This window comes from Planktophila turicensis (SeqCode) (assembly GCF_965234405.1).
In the GTDB taxonomy this organism is placed as follows: Bacteria; Actinomycetota; Actinomycetes; order Nanopelagicales; family Nanopelagicaceae; genus Planktophila; species Planktophila turicensis.
The window spans coordinates 626,373-652,159 of sequence record NZ_OZ248346.1; the positions used below are offsets into that span (position 1 = coordinate 626,373).

Consider the following 25,787-nt stretch of genomic DNA (forward strand, 5'->3'; position numbering starts at 1 on the left):
CGACGCGGACCTTTTGGATTGGCGAGGCTCAGCGAATTACGACACAATACTGTTGTGAAAATCGATGACCTCAGCACCCGCGAAGCTATCGCGCGCTCCGTCCTCGAAAATGGCCCCTCTACAGCCGTCGTTCTGGGGGAGCGCCTTGGGCTGACTCCCGCTGGTATCCGCAGGCACCTCGACCTCTTAGTCGCTGACTCGATTCTCGAAGCCCGCGAACCGCATCAGGCAATTAGCCGTGGGCGCGGACGACCTTCCAAGGTATTTGTCATGACCGATTCTGGCCGCGAAAAGTTTGAACATTCTTATGACGATCTTGCAGTTGCCGCGTTGAAATTTATGTCAGCACAATCTGGCGAACATTTAGTCAAAGCATTTGCGCAATCTCGCGCCGACGATATCGAACGTAAAGCAACGCTCGCTCTGGCAAAACGTGCCAATAAATCAGAAGCACTCGCAACTTTTCTTACTGAACAAGGTTACGCAACCAGCATCGAAAGCCGCCCATTGGGCGAGCAGTTGTGTCAGCACCACTGCCCAATTGCGCACGTTGCCGCCGAATTCCCGCAACTCTGCGAGGCAGAGACTGAAGCTTTCTCCCGTGTTCTTGGAACACACGTACAACGTTTAGCGACTATCGCTCATGGCGATGGCGTTTGCACTACTTACATCCCCAACCTCACCAAACAATCTAAAAAACTAACCGCTGGAAAGGCGTCCTCATGACAACAGCACACCCAGAGCTCGATGGCCTCGGAAATTACGAATACGGTTGGTCAGATAATAATGAAGCCAGCTCTAACGCGAAGCGTGGCCTTAGCGAGGAAGTTGTTCGCGATATCTCAGCGAAGAAGAGCGAACCTCAGTGGATGCTTGACCTTCGCCTCAAGGGCTTAGATCTCTTTTACAAGAAGCCGATGCCATCATGGGGATCAGATCTGTCTGGAATCTTCTTCGACACAATCAAGTACTTCGTGCGCTCAACTGAGAAGCAGGCGACAACTTGGGATGACTTGCCTGATGACATCAAGAACACATATGACCGTCTTGGAATTCCAGAAGCAGAAAAGCAGCGCCTTGTTTCAGGCGTAGCAGCTCAGTACGAGTCAGAGGTTGTTTACCACTCAATCCGTGAAGATCTTGAAAAGCAAGGCGTTATCTTCCTTGATACAGATAGCGGTCTAAAGCAGCACCCAGAACTCTTCAAGGAGTACTTCGGTTCAGTTATTCCTGTTGGCGACAACAAGTTCGCAGCTCTCAACACATCTGTATGGTCTGGTGGATCATTTATCTATGTACCAAAGGGCGTACATGTAGATATTCCATTGCAGGCTTACTTCCGTATCAATACCGAAAATATGGGTCAGTTCGAACGTACTTTGATTATTGCGGATGAAGATTCATACATTCACTATGTAGAAGGTTGCACAGCTCCTATCTACAAGTCAGATTCACTTCACTCAGCAGTTGTTGAAATCATCGTCAAGAAGGGTGCACGTGTTCGCTACACAACCATCCAGAACTGGTCGAACAACGTTTATAACTTGGTAACAAAGCGCGCAACATGTGCAGAAGGTGCAACCATGGAATGGGTCGATGGAAATATCGGCTCGAAGGTCACCATGAAGTACCCAGCTGTCATGTTGATGGGTCCACATGCAAAGGGTGAAACTCTCTCACTCGCATTTGCAGGTCCTGGTCAGCACCAGGATTCAGGAGCGAAGATGGTTCACGCAGCTCCTTACACATCATCTTCAGTTATCTCTAAATCTGTAGCTCGTGGAGGCGGACGTACTTCATACCGTGGACTTGTTCAGGTACAAGAAGGGGCTCACCACTCTGCCAGCACAGTTAAGTGCGATGCACTTCTTGTCGACACAATCTCTCGATCAGATACATACCCATATGTTGATATCCGTGAAGACGATGTCTCTATGGGACACGAAGCAACTGTTTCGAAGATCTCCGATGACCAACTCTTCTATCTCATGTCACGTGGGCTCAATGAAGATGAAGCGATGGCGATGATTGTTCGTGGATTTATCGAACCTATCGCTCGCGAACTTCCAATGGAGTACGCACTCGAACTTAACCGCCTCATCGAACTTCAGATGGAAGGCGCAGTCGGATAATGTCTACATTGCAATCAAACCTTCTTGAAAACCATACACCTACGGGCCGTGAAGAAGCTTGGCGCTTTACACCGCTCAAGCGTCTAGGTGGAATGCACGATGGAACAGCAACTGCTGTCGAACGTAATTCACTTGCGGTTAAAGGTTCACTTCCAACAGGCGCAACATTTACGCATCAAGATATCGAAGCTGTTACCGAAAGTGATGATGCAATTGTTAACCGTATTCGCCAGTTCACAAGCAAAGGTGCAGTTCTTGCGATTGCTGCGAACGCAGAGATTGCTGAACCAATCTTTCTCAATCGCGCAGCCTTCGGCACAGATTCAGCAGAACTCTCACGCGTACTGATCAAAGCTGGCAACCACTCGAAATCAGTAATTGTTATTGAGAACTCGGGAGATATGCACCTCGCTGAAGACCTCGAAATCGTGGTCGAGCCAGGCGCTCATCTGACTCTCATCGCTCTACAAGAATGGGGATCAAAAACCATTCATGCAGCGCGACATCATGCAATCGTTGATCGCGATGCCACATTTAAGTCAATCGTTGTCACTGTTGGGGGAGATGTAGTTCGTCTACTTCCAACCGTTGACTTCATCGCACCGGGTGCATCTTGTGATCTCTCAGGTGTGTACTTTGCAACAGCCGGACAATTCTTCGAACACCGTATGTTTGTCGATCACAAAGTTCCCAATGCCAAGTCACGCGTTAACTACAAGGGCGCACTTGCTGGCGATAAGGCACACACAGTCTGGATCGGTGATGTCTTTATCCGCGCCGCCGCTGAAGGCACAGATACCTACGAGCTCAACCGCAACTTGTTGCTCTCTGATGGAGCACGCGCGGATTCAGTTCCAAACCTCGAAATCGAAACCGGCGAAATCGTTGGAGCAGGTCACGCTTCTACAACTGGTCGCTTCGATGATGAACAACTCTTCTACTTAATGTCACGCGGAATCAATATGGACGACGCACGTCGTCTCGTTGTTCGTGGCTTCTTTAATGAGATTGTCTCTGAAATCGGCATCGAAGAAGTCCAGGAGCGCATCATGGCTCGCATCGATGATGAACTTGCAAAGGCAGGTAAGTAATGTCTGATTTAACTTTCTCATCACTTCAAGCGGGCAAGCCTGTCCGTATCGAAAAGAATGGTGAATCCATCTGCGTCACTCGCGTGGGCGATGAAGTATTTGCTATCAACGATATCTGCAGCCATTCGGATGCATCCCTTTCAGAAGGCGATGTCACAGATTTCAAGATCGAATGCTGGCTCCATGGAGCTGAATTCGATTTACGCACAGGAGAGGCGCTAACACCTCCTGCAGTAGCCCCAGTAAAGACCTATTCAGTAACTGTCGACGGAGACTCCGTCACGGTAGAGATGTAACGGAGATAGATATGAGCACTCTAGAAATTCGCGGATTGAAAGTATCTGTCGATACCGAACAAGGTTCGATTGAAATCCTTAAGGGCGTAGACCTCACCATCAAGTCAGGTGAAACACACGCAATCATGGGACCAAACGGTTCAGGCAAGTCAACACTTGCTTACTCAATCGCCGGACATCCTAAGTACACAATTACAGGTGGAACAGTCACTCTTGATGGCGCAGATGTCCTCGAGATGTCTGTTGATGAGCGCGCTAAGGCGGGTCTCTTCTTAGCGATGCAATACCCAGTTGAAGTTCCTGGTGTATCAGTTTCAAACTTCTTGCGTACAGCAGCTACAGCACTTCGCGGAGAAGCTCCAAAGCTTCGCGAGTGGGTAGGCGAAGTTAAGAGCGCAATGGAATCACTCAAGATGGATGCATCTTTTGCACAACGTAACGTCAACGAAGGATTCTCTGGCGGCGAAAAGAAGCGCCACGAGATCATGCAGCTCGAGCTCCTCAAGCCAAAGTTTGCAATCCTTGATGAGACAGACTCAGGCCTAGATGTTGATGCGCTACGTATCGTCTCTGAAGGTGTTGTCCGCGCAAAGGCTGCCAACAACCACGGAATTCTCTTGATCACTCACTACACACGCATCTTGCGTTACATCAAGCCTGACTTCGTACATGTATTTGCTAACGGCCGCATTGTTGAAGAAGGCGGACCAGAGCTTGCAGATAAGCTCGAAGCAAATGGTTATGCGGAGTACGTCACCGCTTAACCATGACATTTGACGCTCAGGCTATCGCTAAGGATTTTCCGATCTTGGATCGGACAATCCGCGATGGCAAGCGCCTTGTTTATTTAGATTCTGGAGCAACGAGCCAGAAGCCAAATGTGGTGATCGATGCAGAATCTGATTTCTACAGATTTCACAACGCCGCTGTTCACCGTGGAGCCCATCAATTAGCTGAAGAAGCTACTGATGCCTATGAAGGTGCGCGCACCATCGTGGCCAACTTCCTTAACGCACATGTTGATGAAGTTGTATTTACAAAGAGCGCTACTGAATCGCTTAACTTGGTTTCCTATGCGATGGGTAATGCTGCTCCTGGTAATCGCTTCCACCTGAAGGCAGGGGATTCGATTGTCATCACCGAGATGGAACACCATGCCAACCTCATACCGTGGCAACAGCTTGCAGCGCGCACAGGCGCAACCCTTAAGTGGTTCTCGGTTACCGAAGAGGGTCGCCTTGACCTTTCGAATATTGATTCAGTGATTGACTCGTCCACCAAGGTTGTTGCACTCACTCATCAATCAAATGTTCTCGGAACCATTAACCCACTTGACGCAATCACGCGCCGTGCGCACGAAGTTGGCGCTGTTGTTGTGCTTGATGCGTGTCAGTCAGTTCCACATATGCCAGTCGATGTGAAAGCACTCGATATTGATTTCTTGGCATTCTCTGGGCATAAGGCAGTCGGGCCAACTGGAATTGGAATTTTCTGGGGCCGTTCAGAACTACTGGCAGATCTTCCACCGTTTCTTACTGGCGGTTCCATGATCGAAAACGTCACTATGGAATACGCATCATGGGCCCAGGCTCCGAAGAAGTTTGAAGCAGGCGTTCCTAATATGGCGCAAGCTGTTGGATTGGGCGCTGCACTTAATTACTTAACGACGATCGGCATGGATAACATCCATCGCCACGAAGTAGAACTGACTTCATATCTTCTCAATGGACTTTCTGAGATAAAAGATCTGCGAATCATTGGACCAAAGACAACAGAGTTACGTGGGGGAGCCATCTCATTCACTCTCGGAGATATTCACCCACATGATTTGGGGCAGTATCTCGATAGCCAAGGAGTTGCTGTTCGTACAGGTCACCACTGTGCGTGGCCGCTTACTCGCAAGCTTGGAGTTCCAGCCACTACTCGTGCATCCGTTTATTTGTACAACACAACTGATGATCTTGATGCCCTCGTTGAGGGTGTACAAGGCGCACAGAAATACTTTGGTCGCTAATGCAACTAGATAATCTCTATCAAGAGGTAATTCTTGATCACTATAAGAACCCACAGAACAAGAAGCTCAATCCGGTTTTCGATGCTCAGGTGCATCACATCAATCCAAGTTGTGGTGATGAAATCACTCTCAATGTGACGCTCGATGGCCAAACAGTGAAGAGCGTTTCATGGGATGGCGTCGGTTGCTCTATTTCTCAGGCGAGCGTTTCAATCCTGACCGATCTCTTGATCGGTAAAGACCTCACGCAGGCGCAAGTGATTGCTGATTCATTTATGCATTTGATGCAGAGCAAAGGCACTGAAAAGGGAGATGAAAACCTTCTTGAAGATGCCGTCGCCCTGGCTGGTGTTTCGCAATACCCGGCACGAATTAAGTGCGCCCTCCTTGGTTGGATGGCCTTTAAAGATGCAAGCGTCCAAGCTTTAGCTAAGCAGAATTAACCAGCACCGTAAAAAGAAAGTAGGATGGCCACATGGTTGCAAAGATTGAAGATATCAACGAGGCGATGAAAGATGTTGTCGACCCAGAACTTGGTATCAACGTTGTTGACCTTGGTCTCATCTACGACATGATGGTCGACGATAACAACATTGCAGTACTCAATATGACCCTCACCTCGGCGGCTTGCCCACTTCAAGATGTCATTGAAGATCAAACTCGTCAGGCACTTGCTCCATTTACCGACGATGTAAAGATTAACTGGGTATGGATGCCGCCTTGGGGTCCTGACAAGATTTCAGACGATGGACGCGAACAACTTCGCGCTCTCGGCTTCACTGTCTGATCCGCATAAACTTTTCTTATGTCACAACATGCAGTCTGGATGACCTTTCGGTCAATGACTGCAGATCCTTCAGTGAAATCTCAAAAGCTAAAGCCAGGGACAATCAAAAGAATCATTTCCTATGGTCGTCCCTATAAATCTCAGATCACAATCTTTCTCATCACTGTTGTCATTGAGGCGCTCTTAGTCGTCTCGTCACCTCTCTTACTGCGAGAACTGATTGATAAAGGCGTCATTCCAAAGAATGCAGGTTTAGTAACAAAGCTTGCTCTTGCTGTTGGACTTCTTGCAGTCGTTGATGCTTTCTTCAATATCTTCGGCCGGTGGTACTCAGCTCGAATTGGTGAAGGCCTCATTTACGATCTTCGTTCCCAAGTCTTCGCTCATATTCAACGGCAATCCATTGCATTCTTCACTCGCACCCAAACAGGCGCACTCATATCGCGTATCAACTCTGATGTCATGGGCGCACAGCAAGCCTTCACCGGCACCCTCTCGGGCGTCGTCAGCAATGTGGTTTCACTCGTTCTTGTAGTGACGACGATGCTGATTCTTTCTTGGCAAATCACAGTTGTTTCACTCTTGCTCTTGCCGGTCTTCTTGCTGCCAACTAAATGGGTTGGAAAGCGTATTCAGGCTTTGACTCGCGATGCTTTCAATCTCAATGCCACGATGTCGAGCACAATGACAGAGCGATTCAATGTTTCGGGAGCGCTTCTAGTCAACCTTTATGGAAAACCTGCGAAGGAGGAGAACTTCTTCCGTACGCGAGCACGAAAAGTCGCTGATATTGGTATTCAGACTGCGATGCTCAACCGGGTCTTCTTTGTTGGAATCACCAGCGTCGCAGCAGTTGCCACCGCTTTTGCCTATGGCATTGGTGGCCACCTCGCGATTAGCGGATCAATCTCCGTCGGAACTTTGCTTGCCATTACCGCTCTCTTGGCTCGACTTTACGGGCCGCTTACCGCTCTCTCAAATGTTCGCATCGATGTAATGACGGCACTCGTCTCATTTGAACGAGTATTTGAAGTGCTCGACTTACATCCCATGATCACTGATAAACCAGGTGCATTAGAACTTAAGAATAAGAACCTACAAATTGATTTTGAAGATGTGGTTTTCACTTATCCAAGAGCTGAAGAGATTTCATTGGCTTCTCTTGAATCCGCAGCCAAGCCAGAAACCATTGATAGCGGCGAAGTCCTTAAAGGAATTTCATTTACAGCTCCCGCAGGCACGCTGACAGCCATTGTTGGCCCATCAGGTGCTGGTAAAACAACGATGAGCGCGCTTATTCCACGTTTATATGATGTAACGCGTGGTTCGATAAAAATTGATGGTCAAGATATCCGCGACTTCACGGTTCAATCACTTCGAGATTCAATCGGCGTAGTAATGCAAGATGCGCACTTATTCCACGAGACCATCGCCGAGAACCTTCTCTACGCAAAAGAAGATGCAACTGAAGCTGAAATGATTGAAGCGTGTAAGGCTGCGCAAATCTGGGAACTAGTTTCATCCTTACCCAATGGATTCGACACCATGGTGGGTGAACGAGGACATCGTCTTTCCGGGGGAGAGAAGCAACGTTTAGCGATTGCCCGACTTCTACTTAAGGCTCCTGCGATAGTTATTCTCGATGAAGCAACGGCACACCTCGATTCTGAGAATGAATCGCTCGTACAGGCTGCTCTTAAGGAAGCTCTCAAAGGTCGCACATCAATCGTTATTGCGCACAGACTTAGCACTGTGATGGAGGCAGATCAGATTCTCGTTCTTGAGAAAGGTCTGATTGTCGAACGAGGCAAGCACGAAGAGTTAATTACAACCAACGGTCTTTACTCAGAGCTCTTTAACCGACAGGACCTCACGGCGAATTAAGTAACGGCCATACACAACCAGGCCACCGAAGAAAACCCACTGCAGTGCATATGCCATATGTGGTCCATCAGAAAGTTCAGGTAGTTGCGCAGGCACTGCCGGAGTAAGTGAGCTTTGCGATCCTTCGAGTAAATCAATATAGAAGTTTTCAGATGTTGAATTAGATTGAGCATTGGCCTTCGATATCAAGCCATCGCTCTTATCGGCTGGAAGTGCGAAGAAGGAGCCCCGGGGAAGTGATGAGTCAAGACGCAAGCGACCCACGATATTGATCTGGCCAGTTGGCAGTTCTGGAATTGTTGGAGCAGTCAATGCATTGATGCCAGCTTTGACCCATCCGCAATCAACCCAGAAGCTCTTTCCATCTTCTGAAGTAAATCGCGTCAGTAGCTCAAAGCCATAAACGCCTTCGAAGTATCTATTGCGTAGCAGGATTTGCTTGCTGGCATCGAATTGTCCAGTAACCGATACCGGCTTCCACTCGTGTTTTGTTGGCTCAGATTGAACTCGCGCCAGGGCGATAGGTGGAAGCGAAGAGTTGGTTTCGATAATCGAGTTTCGTGCGTGTCGATCAAGACCTCTATGGAATTGCCATTGTGCGGCCCATAAGCAAGCTGCGATTAAAAGTAGCGCGACAAACGATTTGAGAAGTGAGAACTCCTCTTTCTTCTGAGACTTACTCAATTCCTCGCGGCCTCTTCTTCAAGATGGCAGCTCCTGGAAGTACGGTTTCACGTCCGGCATTTGCAACAACAACTGCAATATATGGAAGCACTACAGCTCCGAGAAGAGCGATCCATCGATATGGGCTTGGAAGAACGACGGTGAGAATGAAACAAGCCGTACGCAACATCATTGAAAAGAAGTAACGGCGTTGTCTCGCAGACTGGTCAGTAGTTAAGCCTTTAGGCGCACTTGTGATGTCGTAAACGTCATCTTCTTTAGCCATAGCGCAACAGTAGGGTAGTTTTCTCTCATGAGCGACTCGACATCAATCGCACTTGTAACCGGCGGAAATCGCGGAATCGGTTTAGCAATCGCTACCGCCCTCAAGGCCGCGGGTCACCGAGTTGTCATCACATACCGAAGCGGAACTCCACCCACTGGTTTCGATGCAGTTCAGATGGATGTCACGGATTCAGCCAGTGTTGATGCCGGCTTTGCAAAGATTGAAGCCGAGATTGGTCAACCAGAAATCATCGTGGCTAATGCCGGAATAACTAAAGACACTCTCGTAATGCGAATGAGCGATGAAGATTTCGAAAGCGTCATTAACGCAAACCTCACCGGCGCTTTCCGTGTTTCAAAGAGAGCAACTAAAGGCTTACTGAAATTAAAGCGTGGTCGTCTGATTTTTATCGGCTCAGTAGTCGGGGGAGTAGGCGCTGCTGGACAAGTAAATTACTCGGCTTCGAAATCAGGTCTCGTTGGAATGGCGCGATCATTTGCGCGCGAACTCGGCAGTCGCGGAATCACTGCAAACGTTATCGCTCCAGGGTTTGTTGAAACTGATATGACAGCCGAGCTCGATGAAAAGCGCCGCTCAGACATTGCGGCGCAAGTTCCGCTGGGTCGTTTCTGCTCGGCTGAAGAGATTGCAGATGTTGTTGCATTTATTGCATCGCCACAAGCAAGTTATATAACTGGTGCCATCATTCCTGTCGATGGCGGATTAGGAATGGGTCACTAGATATGGGCATACTCCAAGGAAAAAATATCCTCGTTACCGGTGTTCTCACCGATGGATCTATCGCTTTCCATATCGCCAAGATTGCTCAAGAAGAAGGCGCCAACGTTGTCCTCACTGGCTTCGGTCGCGCACTTAGCCTCACGACTCGCATCGCGGGACGCTTGCCACAACCTGCGCCAATCATCGAACTCGATGTCACGAGCCAAGAACACCTCGATGGTTTGGCAGATGAAGTGCGCAAGCACGTTCCTCATCTCGATGGCGTAGTGCACTCGATTGGTTTTGCTCCCGAAGCAGCACTTGGTGGCAACTTCCTCAACACTGCTTGGGAAGATGTCGCAACTGCAGTTCATATCTCTGCGTACTCGCTCAAATCTCTGACAATGGCATGTCGTCCAACATTTAAGGATGGCGCATCTGTTGTGGGCCTCGATTTCGACGCTCAGGTTGCATGGCCCAAGTACGACTGGATGGGCGTTGCTAAGGCAGCGCTTGAATCAACTTCACGTTACTTAGCTCGCGATTTAGGTGCTGAAAATGTTCGCATCAATCTCGTTGCCGCAGGCCCAATCCGCACCATGGCTGCAAAGTCGATTCCGGGCTTCGATGAATTTGAAAAGGTGTGGAACGATCGCAGTCCACTTGAATGGGATGTCACAGATCCAGTTCCTGCAGCTAAGGCAGCTGTTGCCTTGTTGAGTGATTGGTTCCCAAAGACCACTGCTGAGATCATCCATGTCGATGGCGGACTTCACGGCATGGGCGCCTAGGCACGCTCGGATTTTTCATTCCCAGCCCCCTCGGGTAACCTTTACCCCAGACCAGTAGCCCAGCTACTGCAAGAGGAGCTCACCGCTCCCACCTCTTCTGCTTAGGCGGATTGGTTCGTCGGTAAGTAATTCGGTCCTTGCGGGCCAATTGCTTCCTATGTGCGGTGCGCAATTTCATGCAGCGACTTGGATACTCAAGAACAAACATAGGAGCAGAAATCACAACAGAACCGCGCATCAATGACCGTATCCGCACACCCCAAATTCGTCTCATCAATTACACCGGTGAACAAGTTGGAGTTGTAGATATCGAAGCAGCGCTAGCTATGGCAGATGAAATCGGACTCGATCTCGTAGAGATCGCACCCGAAGCAAATCCACCAGTGTGCAAGATCATGGACTTCGGCAAGTACAAGTACCAGGAAGCACAGAAGGCTCGCGAAGCACGTCAGAACCAGACCCACATCGTGGTGAAGGAAGTGCGCATGACGCCAAAGATCGAAAATCACGACTACGAGACAAAGCGGTCAGCAGTCGAGAAGTTCCTCAAGGGTGGCGACAAGGTGAAGATCACGATGAAGTTCCGTGGCCGTGAACAGACACGTCCAGAGCTTGGATTCAAACTCTTGCAGCGTCTTGCAGAAGATGTAAAAGAGATTGCATTCGTGGAGTTCGCTCCTAAGCAAGAAGGTCGACAGATGACGATGGTCCTAGGGCCAACGAAGAAGAAGACCGAAGCGGTAGCTGAACAGAAAGCGGCGCGAGCTGCCAAGGAAAAGGCTGCTGAAGAAGCAGCTGCACAGTAGTTTTTAACAACGACGAAGTAACAGGAGAAGATAAATGCCAAAGATGAAAACCCACAGTGGTGCGAAGAAGACCTTCCGCGTCACAGGTTCAGGAAAGATCATGCACGAGCGTGCAGGCAAGCGCCACCTTTTGGAGCACAAGTCATCACGCGTTACTCGTCGTTTGAGCCAAGAGTCATCAGCAAAAGCAACAGTCACAATGACAGCCAAGCGCATGCTTGGTTTGAAGTAAGGGAGTCGACCAATGAGAGTAAAGCGCGGAGTACACGCAGCAAAGAAGCGTCGCACAACCCTCGAGCGCGCAGCCGGATATCGCGGTCAGCGTTCACGTCTTTTCACAAAGGCGAAGGAGCAAGTAACGCACTCAATGGTTTATGCCTTCAATGACCGCAAGGACAAGAAGGGCGATTTCCGTCAGCTATGGATTCAGCGTATTAACGCTGCAGCTCGCGAAAACGGAATGACATACAACCGCTTCATCCAGGGCCTTAAGGCATCTGGTCTTGAAGTAGATCGTCGCGTTCTTTCAGATATCGCAACAAACGATCCAGCAGCATTTAAGGTTCTCGTGGATGTTGCACGCAAGAACCTTCCTGCAGCTTAAGTAATTCATACCAATGATTGAGAGCCTTCATTCGCCGCACGTTGGGCGAGTGAAGGCTCTTATTGGTTCTAAGGGCGCAAAAGAACGTCGTGAACAAGGACTCTTTGTGGCTGAAGGCGTGCAATGTGCACGAGAAGCGTTGACCTCACAAAATGGTCCGCAGTTAAAGATTCTCTACGCAACTGAAAATGGTCTCTCGAAGATTTCTGAGTTAGATCTTGGTTCCGTTGAAATCGTTGAAGTGAACGATGCGGTTATGAAGGCGATGTCTGACACAGTCTCACCACAAGGTCTCATCTCACTCTGCTACAAGCCAGAATCTACTTTCTCCGAACTCGGCGCAACCGGAACATCGACTTTTATTTACCTCCATGAAATTCAGGACCCAGGAAATGCTGGAACTATTCTGCGTACAGCAGATGCAATGGGGATTTCGGCCATCATTACTTCCCCTGATTCAGTCGATATGTTTTCGCCAAAGGTGGTGCGTTCAACTGCCGGCTCTTTATGGCACATCCCGGTCTATGAAGGCGTTGCATTCGACCGCGTCGAAAAGCAATTCCCAGGGATTCAAAAGTTTCTACTTTCTTCACATGCCCGCACTTCAATTCTTGATCTCACAATTCCAGGCGATTGCATCGCAATCTTTGGAAATGAAGCTAGGGGAGTAAGTGCTGCAGATCTTGGAGCGGATGTCACTGAGGTAACTATTCCAATGGCTGGACGTGCCGAAAGCCTCAACTTATCTGCAGCCGCTTCCATCGTAATGTTCACCCTTTCTTCAAAGGTCGCAGGTTAGAATTACCCCCATGAATCCGGCAGATATTGCATCGTGGATAAGCGATGCCCAGAAGGCTTTTGCTGCCGCATCTGATCTCGACGCCCTCAAAGTCGCCCGCCTTGCACATACAGGCGATAAGGCTCCAGTCTCTTTAGCTAGCCGTGCGCTTGGTTCTTTGTCTCCTGAAGAGAAGGCCTCTGCTGGAAAGCTCATAGGAGATGCCAAGGGTGAAATCGCAAGGGCGCTTGCATCAGCAACCGAAAAGCTTGAAGCAGAGCGCGATGCCAAGGTTCTTCTTGAAGAAGTCGTTGACATTACATTGCCAGTTCAACGCACACACCGCGGGGGACTCCATCCCATTTCAATCATCAAGAATGAAGTTTCAGATTTTTTTATCGAACAAGGATTCTCAGTAGAAGAAGGTCCTGAACTTGAATCAGGATGGCTCAATTTCGATGCTCTCAATATTCCAGCAGATCACCCAGCTCGAACCATGCAAGATACATTCTTTATCGAGCCCATTGATTCGGGTGTAGTTCTTCGTACTCAAACTTCGCCGGTGCAGATTCGATCGATGCTTACTCAAGAACCGCCGATTTATATGATCTGCCCTGGTCGCACTTTCCGTGCCGACGAACTCGATGCAACTCATAGCCCGGTCTTCCATCAGGTTGAAGGCCTCGTGATTGATAAGGGCATCACTATGGCGCACCTCAAAGGCACTCTCGATAACTTTGCTCAACACATGTTTGGCCCTGACGTCGTTACTCGACTTCGTCCATCGTTCTTCCCATTCACCGAACCAAGTGCTGAAGTAGATATCTTCTTCAACGGCCGCTGGATTGAATGGGGCGGTTGCGGAATGGTTAACCCAAAGGTTCTTGCTACTTGTGGAATCGATACCGAGGTTTACACCGGCTTCGCATTCGGAATGGGCCTCGAGCGCACTCTCATGGTTCGTCATGGAATCACCGACATGCACGACATCGTCGAAGGCGACCTCCGCTTCACTCGTCAGTTTGGAGTCGGACTCTAAATGCGCGCACCGTTATCTTGGATAAAAGAGTTTGTTGAAATTCCCGCATCAATTACCGCTGAAGAAATCTCTGATGCGCTCATTCGAGTGGGTTTTGAAGTAGAAGAGATCATCAAGCAGGGATCTGATCTCACAGGTCCTCTCGTCTTTGCAAAGGTTCTCAGCATTGAAGAACTTACTGAGTTTAAGAAGCCAGTTCGCTACGTCGGTCTCGACTGCGGTGAAAAGGAGACCCGTTACGTTATTTGTGGCGCCACCAACTTCGTAGTTGGTGACCTCATTGTTGCTGCTCTTCCCGGTGCAGTACTTCCTGGTGATTTTGCCATCGGAGCGCGCGAGACATACGGCAAAACTTCAAATGGAATGATCTGCTCAGCTCGCGAACTTGGACTGGGTGATGATCACTCAGGAATCATGACTTTCGCGGAAGGCACAGTAAAGATTGGCGATGATGCTATTGCTGGTCTGATGATTAACGATGTCATCTTCGACGTTGCAGTGAATCCTGATCGTGGATACGCACTTAGCATTCGTGGAATTGCCCGCGAAGTGGCTGGCTCACTAGGGCTGAAATTTACCGATCCTGTTGAAGCGCTACGCACCCTTACCTTCCCAGAGACAGGCAAGGGTGTCAGCGCAAAGATTGCAGATCCCGCCACAGCATCTGTCTTCTACCTTCGAACACTGTCGAATTTCGATCCATCGGCAACAACACCACTCTGGATGCGTCGTCGCATTGAGAAGATGGGGATGCGTTCAATCTCTCTCGTAGTAGATGTGACCAACTACGTCATGCTCGAACTCGGTCAACCACTTCACGCTTTCGATAAGTCAAAGATTCAGGGCGGTCTCACGATTAAACGCGCAGGCAAGGCGCAACCATTCACCACTCTTGATGGCCAAGTGCGTCAACTAGATCCTGATGATCTTATGGTCTGTGATGATGCGCAACCTCTTGCTCTCGCCGGAACAATGGGTGGGGCGTCATCTGAAATTTCTGAAACAACGACAGATATTGCGCTAGAAGCTGTTCGTTTCGATCCGGTATGCGTCGCTAAGAACTCACGCCGTCATAAGTTGTCATCTGAAGCTTCGCGTCGTCTCGAACGAAGCGTTGATCCATCACTTGCTCAATTCGCATCAGCTCGCTTTGTTCAATTACTTACCGAGAATAGCTCTGCGCAGCACGTTGCTACGGTTATTGATGGTGAGCCTCGCTTCGCACCTGTCGTTAAAGTGGACCCTGCCTTTATTTCGCGCATTCTCGGCGTAGAAGTAACACCGAAGCAGATTGCAGAAATCCTTCGCACAATTGGTTGCGACGTAGATGAGAAAACTTTTGAAGTCGACCCACCATCATGGCGTTCAGATCTTCTGACATCTGCAGACTTCGCTGAAGAAGTAGCGCGCATGATTGGCTACGACAAGATTCCATCAATTCTTCCACCGCGCCCTAAGCACGCATCTTTGACTTCGACACAGAAGCGACGTCGTGCAGTTGCGCAGATGCTGGCAAGTCGAGGTTTGGCTGAAGTGCAAACTTTCCCTTTCACCAACCAAGAGACAATCGAATCGATGGGCTTCGTTGGCGAACGCGCTTCCACTTATCGCATCGCTAATCCAATGTCTGAAGAGTTCCCATTGATGCGTGTGCACCTCGTTCCTGGACTCATTGAAGTGGCTCAGCGCAACATCAGCCGTGGCGCTAAAGACTTTGCCATCTTCGAAATGGGTTCAATTTTCCGTAGCTCACAGAAGCTAGTGCCATTCATTTCACCCGACTTGTCTAAGCGCCCAGACCAGAAGGTTATCGACGAGATTTTTGCCAGCGTTCCACCTCAGGCTTATCACGTTGCTGGTTTGCTAGTTGGAAAAGTTGAGAATGAAGATTGGCAAGGAAAGGCTCGTGCCTACAACTGGCAGGATGCAATCGCTTATGCCCAAGACATTCTCCAACTCTGTAATCTCGAGTGGACAGTAAAGCGTTCCGATTTTGCGCCTTGGCACCCAGGTCGTTGCGCCGAACTCATTGTCGACGGAAAAGCCGTGGCTCACGCCGGTGAACTCCACCCACGTATCGTTGCTAAGTACGGTCTACCTGAACGATCTGTTGCATTCGCAGTTGGCTTAAGCGCGCTTCCAGATTCAGAAATCATTCGCCCCACAACGGTTGGCACTATGCCGGCTGCTCTTCAGGACGTTGCACTGATTGTTAACGCTGATGTCACTGCATCTCAGGTTGAATCAGCACTGCGCGATGGAGCAGGCGAACTCCTTGAATCCATCACCCTCTTTGACCGCTACGACAAGCTAGGAGACGGCAAGATTTCCTTAGCTTTCTCACTCGTATTCCGCGCACCTGATCGAACACTGACTGGCGCAGAGGTAACTGAGATGCGTGAATCCGCAGTCGCTGCCGCGGTAAAGGCAACTGGGGCCGTTCTCCGTACTGCATAATTATGCACACATTTGCATAATTATGCTATTGTCGGTCCATGAAAATCGGTGTTGTAGGCGCTAGTGGCTATGCAGGAGGCGAACTTCTTCGTCTTTTAGCTTTCCATCCTCATTTTGAAGTAACTGCCATTACGGCTCACTCCAATGCGGGGGAGTTGATCACATCGGTGCACCCACAGTTGCAGAGTTATGCGGGCAAGAAATTCAGCGCATTTGATCCGAACGATTTTGCTTCATGTGATCTCATCTTCTTGGCTCTTCCGCATGGCGAATCTGCCAAGGTTATTGCTCAGCTTCCGACTACTTCAAAGATTGTAGACCTCGGAGCTGATTACAGATTAGAGAGCGCTGATCAGTGGAGTAAGTATTACGGTGGTGACTATGCCGGCTCTTGGACTTATGGGTTAGCCGACATTGAGCCATTTAAGAGCCAGATTTCTCAATCAACAAAGGTTTCTAACCCTGGTTGCTATGCGACATCCATTGCTTTGGGCGCGGCGCCAGCAGCTTCTATCGCTGATCTATCGGATTTGGTTGTAGTCGCAGCTTCGGGCACAACTGGTGCAGGAAGAAGCGCGAAGATTAATCTCATTGCAAGTGAAGTCGCTGGTTCGCTCACCTCTTACAAGTTCGGGGGAGTACATCAGCACACGCCTGAGATTGAGCAAACGCTCACCAAGATTTCCGGAACGCAAGCAAAAATCTCCTTCACTCCAATCCTTGCGCCAATGCCGCGCGGAATCCTTTCTACAATCACAGCCAAGTTAGTTAAGACAATGACAACCGAAGAGGCTCATAGTCTCTATGTGAAGTACTTCGCTGACTCGCAATTCGTTACCGTTCTACCAATCGGAGTTATGCCAAAGACTGCAGCTCTTACCGGTACAAATCACGTGCAGATTCAAGTTGCAGTCGACGATCACACTTCGCGTCTAGTTATTTCAGTGGCCATCGATAACCTTGGAAAAGGTGCTGCAGCACAAGCAATTCAGAATGCGAACCTTATGTGTGGTCTCGATGAGGCAGCGGGGCTGCGTTTTGATGGCCTAGGCGTATGAAGTCGCTACCTAAAGGATTTAGAGGCGCTGCAATCGCTGCGGGACTTAAATCGACAGGCGCACTTGACCTCACAATTATTGAAAATTTAGGACCACATTTCGATGCAGCCGCCGTCTACACAACTAATAAAGTCGTTGCGGCACCCGTTATTTGGTCACGTGAAGTAACTAAGGGCAAGCTCGTACGCGCTGCTGTTCTCAACTCTGGCGGAGCCAATGCATGCACAGGTCCTCAAGGATTCGCAGACACTCATAAGACTGCGGAAAAGGTCGGCGAACTATTGGGAGTTTCGGCTGGTGAGGTAGTTGTCTGCTCCACGGGTCTCATTGGAGAACTTCTACCAATGCCAAAGATTCTCTCAGGACTTGAATCGATTGCCACAAATCTCAAGCCAGATTCACTTGATGATGTATCTCGAGCAATCATGACCACAGATAGCGTCCCAAAAGTTGCGACAACTTCAGTGAACGGTGCTGAATTCGCGGGAATTGCGAAGGGAGCTGGAATGTTGGCACCTGCATTAGCGACAATGCTTTCAGTTGTAATGACAGACGCGCAATTACCTAACAATGCGCAAGAGATTTTCACCCGGGTCACTGATCGTACTTACAACCGCATCGATTCAGATGGCTGTACCTCAACAAATGACACAGTGCTTCTCATGGGCAGCGGAGCCTCAGGAGTGTCACTTTCAGAGAGCGAGTTCGAGAACGCTTTAATGGATATCTGCGGCTCTCTTTCATCTCAACTTATTGCCGATGCTGAAGGATCGACCAAGACTGTCGCAATCACAATCAAGGGCGCTGTAACTGAAAGTGAAGCTGTAGAAGTTGCGCGTGCCTGCGCAAGAAACAATCTCCTTAAATGCGCAATTTTCGGTGCGGATCCAAACTGGGGTCGCGTGCTTGCCGCTGTCGGAACGGCAGATGCTCAAATGGATGCACTAAACATTGATGTGATTCTGAATGGCATTCATGTGGCTAAGGAATCAGCACCATACGAGGATAAGAACTTGGTCTCATTTGCAGAACGCCTGGTAAACCTTGAGGTAAATCTCAATATGGGTAGCGCTACGGCCACAGTAATGACCAACGACCTATCGCATGATTATGTTCACGAGAATTCGGCATATTCAACATGATCGTCATCAAATTCGGTGGTCACGCAATGACTGATGAACATGGAGGTTTTGCTAAAGCTATAGCTGAAGCAATTTCTTCTGGCGTTACACCTGTCGTAGTTCATGGCGGGGGTCCTCAAATTGGCGAGGCTCTCAAAGCTGCAGGTATCGAATCCTCATTTATAGGCGGTTTCAGAGTCACGACTCCTGAAACGTTTACCGTTGTTGAACGAGTCTTGGCAGGCGAAGTTGGACCGTCCGTGGCGCAGTCACTGAAGGAACATGAAGTGAACGCTGTTGCGATATCTGGCAGAACTTCAGGAACATTGGTTGCCACAGCTCTGACAACACTCGTTGATGGAACTCCAGCGGATTTAGGTTTAGTCGGTGTTGTTACTTCAGTAAACCCAAAGGCAATCAAAGAGCTTGTATCTACTGGCAGTGTTCCTGTCATCTCGCCGATTGCTACAAGCGAAGATGGCACTCATGGATTTAACGTCAATGCCGATTTAGCTGCTGCAGCAATAGCAGGAGCACTTGATGCCCAATGGTTGATCATTATGACGGATGTCGAAGGTATCTATAGGAGTTGGCCGGATAAGAGCTCACTGATTGGTTCAATCTCTGCAGAAGAACTTGATTCGATTAAGGGAAGTTTTGCTGAAGGAATGGCGCCAAAGGTTCAGGCTTGCCTTGAAGCAATTGAAGCAGGCGCGAAAGCAGTAAGAATTATCGATGGAACAAATCCATCGGCTCTCAAGGATGCCCTCTTAGGTGTGGGCGGAACGTTGGTGGTTGCATGAAGCGTTGGCAGAAGGCACTTCAAGATAATTACGGAACTCCGACAATCGAACTTGTCTCTGGCAAGGGATCAGTCGTAAAGGATGTCAATGGCAATACTTATCTCGATTTCTTGGCAGGAATTGCGACCAATGTATTGGGACATGCGCATCCTGCAATTGTTAAATCAGTTACGAAGCAGATTTCAACGTTGGGACACGTAAGTAATTTCTACGCTCATCCCAATGTTCTAGAACTTGCCGAAAAACTTCAGAAGTTAACCGGTGATAAAAGCGCACGTGTCTTCTTCTGTAACTCAGGAGCTGAAGCTAATGAGGCAGCATTAAAGCTCTCTCGCAAGACAGGAAAGTACAAGGTGGTGGCAACTCAAGAGGCATTCCATGGTCGCACCATGGGAGCGCTTTCACTTACTGGGCAACCTTCAAAGAGAAACCCTTTCAAGCCACTTATAAAGGGCATCAAGCATGTTCCATTCGGTGACTCTGCTGCGATGAAGCGCGCCATCACAAAGAAGACTGCAATGGTCATTGTTGAACCGATTATGGGTGAAGCAGGTGTCATCGTTCCACCGAGTGACTATCTCAAGAATTTGCGTCAATACTGCGACGATAACGGTGCGCTTTTAGTTTTCGACTGTGTCCAAACAGGCATGGGTCGCACCGGAGATTGGTTCGGTTATGAATATTCGGGTGTCAAACCTGATGTGATCACTTTGGCTAAAGGACTTGGCGGGGGACTGCCACTGGGCGCGATGATTGCACTTGGTTCTGCTTCAAGACTTTTCGTTGCCGGCGATCACGGCTCAACTTTTGGTGGCAACCCGGTTGCAACTGCAGCAGCGCTTGCAGTTATAACCTCAATTGAGAAAGAGAAAATTCTTTCTCATGTTAATGAAGTTGGTGAGTACCTCTTGACCGAGCTCGCTCTTATTCCAGGTGTAACCGAAGTTCGCGGTGCAGGACTACTCATCGGATTAACGCTCAATGCACCGGTTGCCAAAGCGTTAACGAAGAAGTGCCAAGATCTTGGCGTCCTGATTAATGCACCAGGAGATTCAACTATTCGCATTGCGCCTGCCCTCAATGTCTCAATGAAACAGGCCCAGAAATTTGTCGTGATTTTCAGCCAAGCCATGAAAGAGGTATCCCATGTCTAGCGTGACCGCTCGTAGAGCAAAGGCGATTTCACTCATTAAGGCAGGCCTCATTCATTCGCAATCAGATTTGGTGAAGCAGTTAAAGAAGGCTGGCTTCGCGGTCACTCAAGCAACGGCAAGTCGAGACCTTGAAGAGATTGGCGCGGTCCGCGGACGTTCTTCATCTGGAGAATCTATCTACAAGATTTCAAATAGTGACGATGAATCAATCTCGCGCACTATGCCCGTTCCTTCTGATTTGATCATCTCTGTTGAGGCGAGCGGAAATCTGGCCGTAGTTCGCACCCCACCTGGGGGAGCGCAGCTGCTTGCGAGTTCACTCGATCATTCTGGAATTTCCGAGATTATTGGCACGATTGCAGGCGACGACACGGTTCTCGTTGTATCGAGAAAAGCGACGGGTGGAGCCCAACTCGCGAAAGAATTGCTCGCTTACGGTGGAATCAAAAGAAGTGGAAGAGGTAGCAAATAATGGCGCTCTGGGGCGGACGTTTTTCTGAAACACCAGCTGATGCTGTCTTCGCGCTCTCTCGCAGCGTCCACTTTGATTGGCGACTGGCGCCTTATGACCTACGTTCTTCACTTGCTCACTTAGCCGTTCTTCAGTCGAGCGGCTTGCTTGAAGATTCCGTAGCTGAACCTATTCGCGGAGCTTTGAAAGAGCTCATCTCTGAAGTTGCTTCTGGAAAATTCGTCGCAAACGAGACCGATGAGGATGTTCATAGCGCTCTTGAACGTGGATTAACTGAGAAGTTGGGCGCCATCGGAGGCTCTCTTCGCGCTGGTCGTTCACGTAATGACCAAGTAGCAACTGACCTTCGCCTTTACGCCATCGATCACATGATCGAAGTTGCCCAGCAAGTTTTAGCGCTACAAAACGCACTCATCGCAAAGGCATCTGAATATGGAGATGCTCCAGCACCAGGTTTTACTCATTTACAGCATGCGCAACCCGTGCTTTTCGGTCACGAGATTGCAAAGCATGTACAAGGTTTTTCTCGTGATCTCGATCGCATCAACGATTGGCTTGATCGCGCACTCGTTAGTCCATTGGGATCAGGTGCGCTGGCTGGTTCATCGCTTCCACTTTCACCTGAGGTAACTGCAAAGAACCTTGGCTTTACATCAAGTGCCGCAAATTCAATTGATGGCGTATCTGATCGCGACTTCGTTGCTGAAGCGCTCTTCATTCTTTCCATGGTCGGCATCCACCTTTCTCGCATCGGCGAAGAATGGTGCATCTGGGCAACAACTGAATTCGGTTGGGCGAAAGTTGCAGATGCTTATTCAACTGGCTCGTCAATCATGCCTCAAAAGAAGAATCCGGATATGGCTGAACTTGCTCGTGGAAAAGCGGGACGTCTAGTTGGAAACCTCACCGGCGTTCTCACCATGCTGAAAGGTTTGCCTTTCGCTTACAACCGAGATCTCCAAGAAGATAAAGAACCTCTCTTTGATTCGATTGATACCGTGCTTCTAGTTCTTCCTGCAGTGACAGGAATGGTTGCCACAACGGATTTCGATCGCGAGAAAATGGCACTTGCTGCTCCTCTCGGATTCTCACTCGCAACAGAGATTGCTGATTATTTGGTTCAAGCAAAGGTTCCATTTGCTCACGCTCATGAAGCTGCCGGTAAGTGCGTTGCGATGTGCGAAACATCAGGGCGCCAGCTGCATCAACTCACTGATGAAGAGTTTGCAGCGATTCATCCATCGCTCAAGGGCGATGTGCGTGATGTATTGACAGTCAATGGCGCACTTGAATCCCGCACGACTGTAGGCGGCACTTCACCTTCATCCTTTAAGCAGCAGATCAAAGAGTCGACAGCAATCACTGCTTCCTACTCGAAAGAATTCACCGACAAGGCAAAGGCCTTCTCAGAGATGATGGGTGCGTGAAAAACGACATGACTGACCTAATCGATGACCTCAAATGGCGCGGGCTTATCTCGCAGACCACAGATGAAAAAGAGCTACGCGAAGCTCTCAAGAAGCCAGTCACTCTCTATTTAGGCACCGACCCAACTGCGCCCAGCATTCACGTTGGAAACCTTGTAGTACTCCTCGTTCTCCGCCGCTTCCAGTTGGCAGGACACCACACGCTTCCTTTGGTTGGGGGAGCGACCGGTCTGGTTGGAGATCCAAGCGGTAGAAACGATGAAAGAACTTTGAACACCACTGAAGTCGTCGAACAGTGGGTCAATCGCATTAAGGGTCAACTCTCCAAATTTATGGACTTTGAAACAAAGCAGAATCCAGCAGAGATGGTTAATAACCTCGACTGGACTGCTCCAATGTCCGCGATTGAATTTCTTCGTGATATTGGAAAACACTTCAGTGTTAACCAGATGCTCAATAAGGATTCAGTTTCTACCCGTCTTGAAAAAGATGGAATTTCATACACTGAATTTTCCTACCAGGTTCTGCAATCAATGGATTACCTAGAACTTTATCGTCGCTATAACTGCACACTTCAAATCGGTGGTTCAGATCAATGGGGAAATATCACCGCAGGGCTCGATCTGATTCGTCGCGCAGAAGGTGGATCAGCACATGCACTTACTGTTCCGTTGCTTACAAAAGCCGATGGAACAAAGTTTGGTAAGACTGCAGGTGGTTCCGTGTGGCTTGATCCTGAAATGACTTCGCCTTATGCATTTTTCCAATACTGGCTGAATTCAGATGATAAAGATGTCATCAAGTTTATTAAGGTCTTTTCATTTAAATCACGTGAAGAGATTGAAGCGCTTGAAAAAACACATAATGAAAATCCTGGTGCGCGTGAAGCGCATCGCGAACTCGCACGCGAATTAACTTCACTGGTTCATAGCCCAGAGATTGCACAGCGCGTAGAAGCAGCTGCACGTGCACTATTCGGACAAGGTGATATCACCGAACTCGATGAAGCAACTTTGTCTGCTGCCCTTGCAGAACTTCCACGAACTCAAGTAAAAAGTGGCGAAGAGATTCCAACATGGGTAGATCTCTTAGCAGCCACTGGCGTTGTGGACTCAAAATCGGCCGCCCGTCGCATTGTTAAAGAAGGTGGCGCATATCTCAATAATGAGAAGATCTCTGGCGAAGATTTCCGCCTCGAAAAAAGCCACTTTTTATGCGGAAAATATGCAGTTTTACGTAAAGGCAAGAGAGACTTGGCGGCTGTCGAGTTCATTTAAGTAAATTCTTACCCCAAAAAACCTCACTTTTTACGCATAAAAGTGGGGTTTTTTCATATTTCGACCCAATTTGGCCAATTCGGGGTGATCGCCAGGACCCCGATTTGACCTGTATGGGGGAGAGACCTATAGTTACGCTCCTTGCTGTGGAACGGACACGAAAGTGGTCGTACAGCATTTCCTCCAGATTAAGGCCATTACCGCCGTTTTGACGTGCGCGTAGCCATGGACTAGATTTGGCGGTCTGCCCTGAAAAGTGGAAGAGATTCCGCAAAGCAGTGCGCATCCGTACCTTGAGAACTCAACAGCGTGCCATAAGTCAATGCCAGAGAATGGTGTTAATTCGCCATTCTCTAAATAAATACTTCAATGAAGTATGTACCAGACACTATTTATAGCGTCTGGAAATACTCGTTGATTTCCTTTGGTAAAGACAAAATAAACGACAGTTTGTTTGTCTCGTAAGCCATGAACAAAACTTTCTATGGAGAGTTTGATCCTGGCTCAGGACGAACGCTGGCGGCGTGCTTAACACATGCAAGTCGAGCGATGAAGCACCTTCGGGTGTGAATTAGCGGCGAACGGGTGAGGAACACGTGAAGAATCTGCCTTCAACTCTGGGATAACTCCGGGAAACCGGGGCTAATACCGGATATGAGCCTTGATCGCATGATCGGGGCTGGAAAGTTTTTCGGTTGAAGATGACTTCGCGGCCTATCAGCTTGTTGGTGAGGTAATGGCTCACCAAGGCGACGACGGGTAGCCGGCCTGAGAGGGCGACCGGCCACACTGGGACTGAGACACGGCCCAGACTCCTACGGGAGGCAGCAGTGGGGAATATTGGGCAATGGAGGAAACTCTGACCCAGCGACGCCGCGTGAGGGATGAAGGCCTTCGGGTTGTAAACCTCTTTCAGTAGGGAAGAAGCGAAAGTGACGGTACCTACAGAAGAAGCACCGGCTAACTATGTGCCAGCAGCCGCGGTAATACATAGGGTGCAAGCGTTGTCCGGAATTATTGGGCGTAAAGAGCTCGTAGGTGGTTCGATACGTCGGATGTGAAAATCAGGGGCTCAACCCCTGACCTGCATCCGATACGGTCGAGCTAGAGTTTGGTAGGGGAGACTGGAATTCCTGGTGTAGCGGTGGAATGCGCAGATATCAGGAGGAACACCGATGGCGAAGGCAGGTCTCTGGGCCAATACTGACACTGAGGAGCGAAAGCGTGGGGAGCGAACAGGATTAGATACCCTGGTAGTCCACGCCGTAAACGGTGGGCGCTAGTTGTGCGAACCTTCCACGGTTTGTGCGACGCAGCTAACGCATTAAGCGCCCCGCCTGGGGAGTACGATCGCAAGATTAAAACTCAAAGGAATTGACGGGGCCCCGCACAAGCAGCGGAGCATGCGGCTTAATTCGACGCAACGCGAAGAACCTTACCAAGGCTTGACATATACAGGAATATGGCAGAGATGTCATAGCCGCAAGGTCTGTATACAGGTGGTGCATGGTTGTCGTCAGCTCGTGTCGTGAGATGTTGGGTTAAGTCCCGCAACGAGCGCAACCCTCGTTCTGTGTTGCCAGCATTTAGTTGGGGACTCACAGGAGACTGCCGGGGTTAACTCGGAGGAAGGTGGGGATGACGTCAAATCATCATGCCCCTTATGTCTTGGGCTGCACGCATGCTACAATGGCTGGTACAAACGGCTGCAATACCGCAAGGTGGAGCGAATCCGAGAAAGCCAGTCTCAGTTCGGATTGGGGTCTGCAACTCGACCCCATGAAGTCGGAGTTGCTAGTAATCGTAGATCAGCAACGCTACGGTGAATACGTTCCCGGGGCTTGTACACACCGCCCGTCACATCACGAAAGTCGGTAACACCCAAAGTCAGTGGCCCAACCGCAAGGAGGGAGCTGCCAAAGGTGGGATCGGTGATTGGGATGAAGTCGTAACAAGGTAGCCGTACCGGAAGGTGCGGCTGGATCACCTCCTTTCTAAGGAGCATCGAGTAGAGAAGCTAATAGTTAGCTTCATTAAACTACTCGGCTCATAAGTGGAGCATTGACTTAGGTTTATTTAAGATTTCGCAATTAGTACAGCCTTTTGAGGAGTGGAAAATTAGCGTTT

The 25,787-nt window shown here is 49.2% G+C and carries 26 protein-coding genes and 1 rRNA gene; 25 read left to right on the plus strand and 2 right to left on the minus strand.

The window, feature by feature from the left end:
* The first annotated feature begins 54 nt into the window (after window positions 1-54).
* The 9 genes from AC8GFK_RS03190 to AC8GFK_RS03230 are packed head-to-tail and all read left to right on the plus strand — an operon-like array spanning window position 55 to window position 8,204.
* Window positions 55-726, plus strand: coding sequence for a helix-turn-helix transcriptional regulator (locus AC8GFK_RS03190; protein WP_506625721.1), 672 nt, complete (start codon window positions 55-57; stop codon window positions 724-726).
* The gene (gene sufB, locus AC8GFK_RS03195; protein WP_095673481.1) at window positions 723-2,132 is read left to right on the plus strand and encodes a Fe-S cluster assembly protein SufB; all 1,410 of its coding nucleotides are present in this window, start codon (window positions 723-725) and stop codon (window positions 2,130-2,132) included. Before AC8GFK_RS03190 ends, sufB begins: the two co-directional genes overlap by 4 nt.
* Window positions 2,132-3,223, plus strand: coding sequence for a Fe-S cluster assembly protein SufD (sufD, locus tag AC8GFK_RS03200; protein WP_506625722.1), 1,092 nt, complete (start codon window positions 2,132-2,134; stop codon window positions 3,221-3,223). The genes sufB and sufD overlap by 1 nt, the downstream gene beginning before the upstream one ends.
* A complete protein-coding gene (locus AC8GFK_RS03205) occupies window positions 3,223-3,519 on the plus strand; it encodes a non-heme iron oxygenase ferredoxin subunit (protein ID WP_506625723.1) in 297 nt (98 codons plus the stop codon). The genes sufD and AC8GFK_RS03205 overlap by 1 nt, the downstream gene beginning before the upstream one ends.
* An 11-nt stretch (window positions 3,520-3,530) precedes the next feature.
* Window positions 3,531-4,283 (plus strand): Fe-S cluster assembly ATPase SufC, encoded by a 753-nt coding sequence (gene sufC / locus AC8GFK_RS03210; protein ID WP_095673484.1) that lies wholly within the window; start codon window positions 3,531-3,533, stop codon window positions 4,281-4,283.
* A gap of 2 nt (window positions 4,284-4,285) precedes the next feature.
* Window positions 4,286-5,533 carry a cysteine desulfurase gene (locus AC8GFK_RS03215; RefSeq protein ID WP_506625724.1) on the plus strand — a complete coding sequence of 416 codons (1,248 nt, stop codon included), beginning with the start codon at window positions 4,286-4,288 and terminating at the stop codon, window positions 5,531-5,533.
* Window positions 5,533-5,976: a Fe-S cluster assembly sulfur transfer protein SufU gene (sufU, locus tag AC8GFK_RS03220; RefSeq protein WP_506625725.1), complete on the plus strand. Its 444-nt coding sequence runs from the start codon at window positions 5,533-5,535 to the stop codon at window positions 5,974-5,976. The genes AC8GFK_RS03215 and sufU overlap by 1 nt, the downstream gene beginning before the upstream one ends.
* A 32-nt stretch (window positions 5,977-6,008) precedes the next feature.
* A complete protein-coding gene (locus AC8GFK_RS03225; protein WP_095531491.1) occupies window positions 6,009-6,320 on the plus strand; it encodes a metal-sulfur cluster assembly factor in 312 nt (103 codons plus the stop codon).
* An 18-nt stretch (window positions 6,321-6,338) separates the two neighbouring features.
* Window positions 6,339-8,204, plus strand: coding sequence for an ABC transporter ATP-binding protein (locus tag AC8GFK_RS03230; protein ID WP_506625726.1), 1,866 nt, complete (start codon window positions 6,339-6,341; stop codon window positions 8,202-8,204).
* On the opposite strand, the gene AC8GFK_RS03235 is transcribed toward AC8GFK_RS03230, so the two are convergent.
* Window positions 8,166-8,888 (minus strand): SURF1 family protein, encoded by a 723-nt coding sequence (locus AC8GFK_RS03235; RefSeq protein ID WP_506625727.1) that lies wholly within the window; start codon window positions 8,886-8,888, stop codon window positions 8,166-8,168. The genes AC8GFK_RS03230 and AC8GFK_RS03235 overlap by 39 nt on opposite strands.
* Window positions 8,881-9,153, minus strand: coding sequence for a DUF3099 domain-containing protein (locus AC8GFK_RS03240; RefSeq protein WP_095673489.1), 273 nt, complete (start codon window positions 9,151-9,153; stop codon window positions 8,881-8,883). Before AC8GFK_RS03240 ends, AC8GFK_RS03235 begins: the two co-directional genes overlap by 8 nt.
* A 27-nt stretch (window positions 9,154-9,180) precedes the next feature.
* On the opposite strand from AC8GFK_RS03240, the gene fabG reads away from it, so the two are divergent.
* The 16 genes from fabG (at window position 9,181) to AC8GFK_RS03320 (ending at window position 25,654) form a co-directional block, all read left to right on the plus strand.
* Window positions 9,181-9,894 (plus strand): 3-oxoacyl-ACP reductase FabG, encoded by a 714-nt coding sequence (gene fabG / locus AC8GFK_RS03245; protein ID WP_506625728.1) that lies wholly within the window; start codon window positions 9,181-9,183, stop codon window positions 9,892-9,894.
* Window positions 9,895-9,896: 2 nt separating this feature from the next.
* The gene (gene fabI / locus AC8GFK_RS03250) at window positions 9,897-10,664 is read left to right on the plus strand and encodes an enoyl-ACP reductase FabI (RefSeq protein ID WP_095673491.1); all 768 of its coding nucleotides are present in this window, start codon (window positions 9,897-9,899) and stop codon (window positions 10,662-10,664) included.
* 176 nt (window positions 10,665-10,840) lie between these two features.
* A complete protein-coding gene (gene infC, locus AC8GFK_RS03255; RefSeq protein WP_095673492.1) occupies window positions 10,841-11,470 on the plus strand; it encodes a translation initiation factor IF-3 in 630 nt (209 codons plus the stop codon).
* A 34-nt stretch (window positions 11,471-11,504) separates the two neighbouring features.
* The gene (gene rpmI / locus AC8GFK_RS03260) at window positions 11,505-11,702 is read left to right on the plus strand and encodes a 50S ribosomal protein L35 (protein ID WP_095531484.1); all 198 of its coding nucleotides are present in this window, start codon (window positions 11,505-11,507) and stop codon (window positions 11,700-11,702) included.
* Window positions 11,703-11,714: 12 nt separating this feature from the next.
* The gene (gene rplT, locus AC8GFK_RS03265; RefSeq protein WP_017955365.1) at window positions 11,715-12,074 is read left to right on the plus strand and encodes a 50S ribosomal protein L20; all 360 of its coding nucleotides are present in this window, start codon (window positions 11,715-11,717) and stop codon (window positions 12,072-12,074) included.
* 13 nt (window positions 12,075-12,087) lie between these two features.
* Window positions 12,088-12,873: a TrmH family RNA methyltransferase gene (locus AC8GFK_RS03270; protein WP_506625729.1), complete on the plus strand. Its 786-nt coding sequence runs from the start codon at window positions 12,088-12,090 to the stop codon at window positions 12,871-12,873.
* Window positions 12,874-12,883: 10 nt separating this feature from the next.
* On the plus strand, window positions 12,884-13,891 hold the full coding sequence (pheS, locus tag AC8GFK_RS03275; RefSeq protein WP_506625730.1) for a phenylalanine--tRNA ligase subunit alpha: 1,008 nt from the start codon (window positions 12,884-12,886) through the stop codon (window positions 13,889-13,891).
* The gene (gene pheT, locus AC8GFK_RS03280) at window positions 13,892-16,348 is read left to right on the plus strand and encodes a phenylalanine--tRNA ligase subunit beta (RefSeq protein ID WP_506625731.1); all 2,457 of its coding nucleotides are present in this window, start codon (window positions 13,892-13,894) and stop codon (window positions 16,346-16,348) included.
* 38 nt (window positions 16,349-16,386) lie between these two features.
* Window positions 16,387-17,406 carry an N-acetyl-gamma-glutamyl-phosphate reductase gene (argC, locus tag AC8GFK_RS03285; RefSeq protein ID WP_506625732.1) on the plus strand — a complete coding sequence of 340 codons (1,020 nt, stop codon included), beginning with the start codon at window positions 16,387-16,389 and terminating at the stop codon, window positions 17,404-17,406.
* On the plus strand, window positions 17,403-18,548 hold the full coding sequence (gene argJ, locus AC8GFK_RS03290) for a bifunctional glutamate N-acetyltransferase/amino-acid acetyltransferase ArgJ (RefSeq protein ID WP_506625733.1): 1,146 nt from the start codon (window positions 17,403-17,405) through the stop codon (window positions 18,546-18,548). Before argC ends, argJ begins: the two co-directional genes overlap by 4 nt.
* On the plus strand, window positions 18,545-19,330 hold the full coding sequence (gene argB, locus AC8GFK_RS03295) for an acetylglutamate kinase (RefSeq protein ID WP_506625734.1): 786 nt from the start codon (window positions 18,545-18,547) through the stop codon (window positions 19,328-19,330). Before argJ ends, argB begins: the two co-directional genes overlap by 4 nt.
* Window positions 19,327-20,484, plus strand: a complete 1,158-nt coding sequence (locus AC8GFK_RS03300) for an acetylornithine transaminase (RefSeq protein WP_506625735.1) — start codon at window positions 19,327-19,329, stop codon at window positions 20,482-20,484. Before argB ends, AC8GFK_RS03300 begins: the two co-directional genes overlap by 4 nt.
* Window positions 20,477-20,956 carry an arginine repressor gene (argR, locus tag AC8GFK_RS03305; protein WP_506625736.1) on the plus strand — a complete coding sequence of 160 codons (480 nt, stop codon included), beginning with the start codon at window positions 20,477-20,479 and terminating at the stop codon, window positions 20,954-20,956. Before AC8GFK_RS03300 ends, argR begins: the two co-directional genes overlap by 8 nt.
* Window positions 20,956-22,383 (plus strand): argininosuccinate lyase, encoded by a 1,428-nt coding sequence (argH, locus tag AC8GFK_RS03310; protein ID WP_506625737.1) that lies wholly within the window; start codon window positions 20,956-20,958, stop codon window positions 22,381-22,383. The genes argR and argH overlap by 1 nt, the downstream gene beginning before the upstream one ends.
* An 8-nt stretch (window positions 22,384-22,391) precedes the next feature.
* Window positions 22,392-23,660: a tyrosine--tRNA ligase gene (gene tyrS, locus AC8GFK_RS03315; protein WP_506625738.1), complete on the plus strand. Its 1,269-nt coding sequence runs from the start codon at window positions 22,392-22,394 to the stop codon at window positions 23,658-23,660.
* A gap of 481 nt (window positions 23,661-24,141) precedes the next feature.
* Window positions 24,142-25,654 (plus strand): 16S ribosomal RNA (locus tag AC8GFK_RS03320).
* Window positions 25,655-25,787 lie beyond the last annotated feature (133 nt).

Excerpts from the sequence above, each read along its gene's own strand:
- sufB (WP_095673481.1), top strand. The coding sequence starts at position 723 with ATGACAACAGCACACCCAGAGCTCGATGGCCTCGGAAATTACGAATAC.
- sufD (WP_506625722.1), top strand. The coding sequence starts at position 2,132 with ATGTCTACATTGCAATCAAACCTTCTTGAAAACCATACACCTACGGGC.
- AC8GFK_RS03205 (WP_506625723.1), top strand. The coding sequence starts at position 3,223 with ATGTCTGATTTAACTTTCTCATCACTTCAAGCGGGCAAGCCTGTCCGT.
- sufC (WP_095673484.1), top strand. The coding sequence starts at position 3,531 with ATGAGCACTCTAGAAATTCGCGGATTGAAAGTATCTGTCGATACCGAA.
- AC8GFK_RS03215 (WP_506625724.1), top strand. The coding sequence starts at position 4,286 with ATGACATTTGACGCTCAGGCTATCGCTAAGGATTTTCCGATCTTGGAT.
- sufU (WP_506625725.1), top strand. The coding sequence starts at position 5,533 with ATGCAACTAGATAATCTCTATCAAGAGGTAATTCTTGATCACTATAAG.
- AC8GFK_RS03225 (WP_095531491.1), top strand. The coding sequence starts at position 6,009 with ATGGTTGCAAAGATTGAAGATATCAACGAGGCGATGAAAGATGTTGTC.
- AC8GFK_RS03230 (WP_506625726.1), top strand. The coding sequence starts at position 6,339 with ATGTCACAACATGCAGTCTGGATGACCTTTCGGTCAATGACTGCAGAT.
- AC8GFK_RS03240 (WP_095673489.1), bottom strand. The coding sequence starts at position 9,153 with ATGGCTAAAGAAGATGACGTTTACGACATCACAAGTGCGCCTAAAGGC.
- fabG (WP_506625728.1), top strand. The coding sequence starts at position 9,181 with ATGAGCGACTCGACATCAATCGCACTTGTAACCGGCGGAAATCGCGGA.
- fabI (WP_095673491.1), top strand. The coding sequence starts at position 9,897 with ATGGGCATACTCCAAGGAAAAAATATCCTCGTTACCGGTGTTCTCACC.
- infC (WP_095673492.1), top strand. The coding sequence starts at position 10,841 with ATGCAGCGACTTGGATACTCAAGAACAAACATAGGAGCAGAAATCACA.
- rpmI (WP_095531484.1), top strand. The coding sequence starts at position 11,505 with ATGCCAAAGATGAAAACCCACAGTGGTGCGAAGAAGACCTTCCGCGTC.
- rplT (WP_017955365.1), top strand. The coding sequence starts at position 11,715 with ATGAGAGTAAAGCGCGGAGTACACGCAGCAAAGAAGCGTCGCACAACC.
- AC8GFK_RS03270 (WP_506625729.1), top strand. The coding sequence starts at position 12,088 with ATGATTGAGAGCCTTCATTCGCCGCACGTTGGGCGAGTGAAGGCTCTT.
- pheS (WP_506625730.1), top strand. The coding sequence starts at position 12,884 with ATGAATCCGGCAGATATTGCATCGTGGATAAGCGATGCCCAGAAGGCT.
- pheT (WP_506625731.1), top strand. The coding sequence starts at position 13,892 with ATGCGCGCACCGTTATCTTGGATAAAAGAGTTTGTTGAAATTCCCGCA.
- argC (WP_506625732.1), top strand. The coding sequence starts at position 16,387 with ATGAAAATCGGTGTTGTAGGCGCTAGTGGCTATGCAGGAGGCGAACTT.
- argJ (WP_506625733.1), top strand. The coding sequence starts at position 17,403 with ATGAAGTCGCTACCTAAAGGATTTAGAGGCGCTGCAATCGCTGCGGGA.
- argB (WP_506625734.1), top strand. The coding sequence starts at position 18,545 with ATGATCGTCATCAAATTCGGTGGTCACGCAATGACTGATGAACATGGA.
- AC8GFK_RS03300 (WP_506625735.1), top strand. The coding sequence starts at position 19,327 with ATGAAGCGTTGGCAGAAGGCACTTCAAGATAATTACGGAACTCCGACA.
- argR (WP_506625736.1), top strand. The coding sequence starts at position 20,477 with ATGTCTAGCGTGACCGCTCGTAGAGCAAAGGCGATTTCACTCATTAAG.
- argH (WP_506625737.1), top strand. The coding sequence starts at position 20,956 with ATGGCGCTCTGGGGCGGACGTTTTTCTGAAACACCAGCTGATGCTGTC.
- tyrS (WP_506625738.1), top strand. The coding sequence starts at position 22,392 with ATGACTGACCTAATCGATGACCTCAAATGGCGCGGGCTTATCTCGCAG.